This window comes from Rubritepida flocculans DSM 14296, assembly GCF_000425365.1.
GTDB lineage: Bacteria > Pseudomonadota > Alphaproteobacteria > Acetobacterales > Acetobacteraceae > Roseococcus > Roseococcus flocculans.
In genome coordinates this window covers 1-1,661 of the sequence record NZ_AUDH01000069.1, presented here as the reverse complement: position 1 = coordinate 1,661, position 1,661 = coordinate 1, and the positions used below count along the sequence as shown (strand labels likewise).

Sequence of the window (1,661 nt, the reverse complement as noted above, 5' to 3'; positions counted from 1 at the left end):
GGGCCGGGAGCCGGGGCGCGGGGATCCCGCGGCCGCGCCCCCCAGCGTCGTCGCGCCACGCCGCCATCAGCCGTTCAGCCAGGCCGGACCGTTGGAGAGCGGCGTCGGCGCGGGCGGCGGCGCGGGCTGGGCGGGCGGCACGGCGGCCGGCGCGGCCCAGGCCGGGGCGGTCGCCACCGGCGCCCGGGGCGCGCCCGCGTTGGCCCAGGCGGGCGCCGCCGCCGCAGCGGGCGCGGAGGCCGGGCGCGGCGCGCGCTGCGCGGACGGCGACGGCGGCAGCGCCTCGCCGGCCATGATGCGCGCGTATTCCGGCTCGCCCGGGAGCACGACGCGGTCGAGGCGGTTGCTGTCGCCGTAACGGGGGTCGCTCGCCGGCTCAATGCGGAGCTTGGCCGCGAAGGTGATGCCGTGGAGGTCGGCGAGGCCACGCAGGATGCGCCTGGCCTTGGCCGCCTCGCTCATGTCCTTGGGGTCGAGGCCGCAGGCGCTGTCGATCATCGCCCGGAACATCCCCTTGGAGATCTTCCAGCCGATGGAGACGCCCTGCTCGTCCACCTTGCCGCCGGCCACCGTGAAGCTCTGCCAGAACTTCCGCCGGGCGTGCGGCCCCGCCACCACCGTGAACTCGCAGTCGAGCAGGCGCACATCGCTGCCGGGGGTCTTCGCGGCCTTGAGCAGCCCGCGGTCCACCTCGCCGGCGCCGTCGATGCCGCCCTTGCGGATCTCCATGCGCACCTTCACGAAGCTGCCGTCCGGGATGAGGTCGGTGCCGCGCGGCGGCTCGGCGTCGTTCATGTCGAAGGTCATGCGTCAGCTCCTGGGCGCGAGGTTGATCTTGCGGAGAAGGGCGGCGAGGTCGGGCGGCTCGGTCTCGTCGAGGCGACCCGAGCGGTCCTTGGCCGGCAGGCCGAAGCTGTTGGCCGTGCGGCAGACCAGGCGGCGTTCGGTGCCGCGCTCCGGGTCATGCACCAGCGCGCCCTGCGCATCACGGGAGAACAGCGCCATCGAGACCACCTGGTCGACGATGCCCGGCAGTTCACGGCCCGCCTTGCCGCCCTCCATCTGCGGCTGCCAGGACACCCGCCCGAACTCGTCGGTGACGCGCTCCAGGATGCCGACCATGATCACGGTCCTGCCGGGCGCGTGCTGGAGGTGCTTGAGCAGGGCGATCACCTCCCGCGCCATGAGGCCGTAGGCGCCGCGGGTGTCGGGCTTGCCCGTCTTTTCCGAGAAGGCCTCGGGCCGGGTCTTCGCCCAGGCCATGGCCTGGCGCGTCAGGTCGGTGATCGAGTCGAGGAAGACGATGCTCTTGGCGGCGAGCAGCCGGACCAGGTCGGGATGCGCGGCGACCACGTGCTGGTGGTGCGCCGCGGAGAAGAACCCGCTCGGGTCGGCGGCCGGGTTCACGCCGCCGATCAGGCAGGCGAGGTCGATCGCGTCCTCGAAGCAGCGGATGGGGAGGCTGTCGCCGCGCCAGTCCTGCACCGACTTCAGCCCGGCCTCGAGGTCGATGCACAGCGTGGCCTCGGCCGGCAGGGTCTTGAGCAGGCTGGTCTTGCCGACGCCGCTCGGGCCGAACAGGGCCATGGTGGTCTTGTTCGCCCCGGCCGAGAGCCGCTCGTCGGCGGTGACGATGCGCAGCGCCATCAGCCGATGCTCCC

2 protein-coding genes are annotated in these 1,661 nt (G+C 73.8%); both read right to left on the bottom strand.

Annotation, left to right across the window (positions count from 1 at the left end; all coding sequences use genetic code 11):
- Positions 1-66 precede the first annotated feature (66 nt).
- Positions 67-807: a hypothetical protein gene (locus H596_RS0118855; RefSeq protein ID WP_027286185.1), complete on the bottom strand. Its 741-nt coding sequence runs from the start codon at positions 805-807 to the stop codon at positions 67-69.
- 3 nt (positions 808-810) lie between these two features.
- On the bottom strand, positions 811-1,661 hold an 851-nt coding region (locus tag H596_RS0118850; protein ID WP_245584081.1), incomplete at its 5' end, for an ATP-binding protein.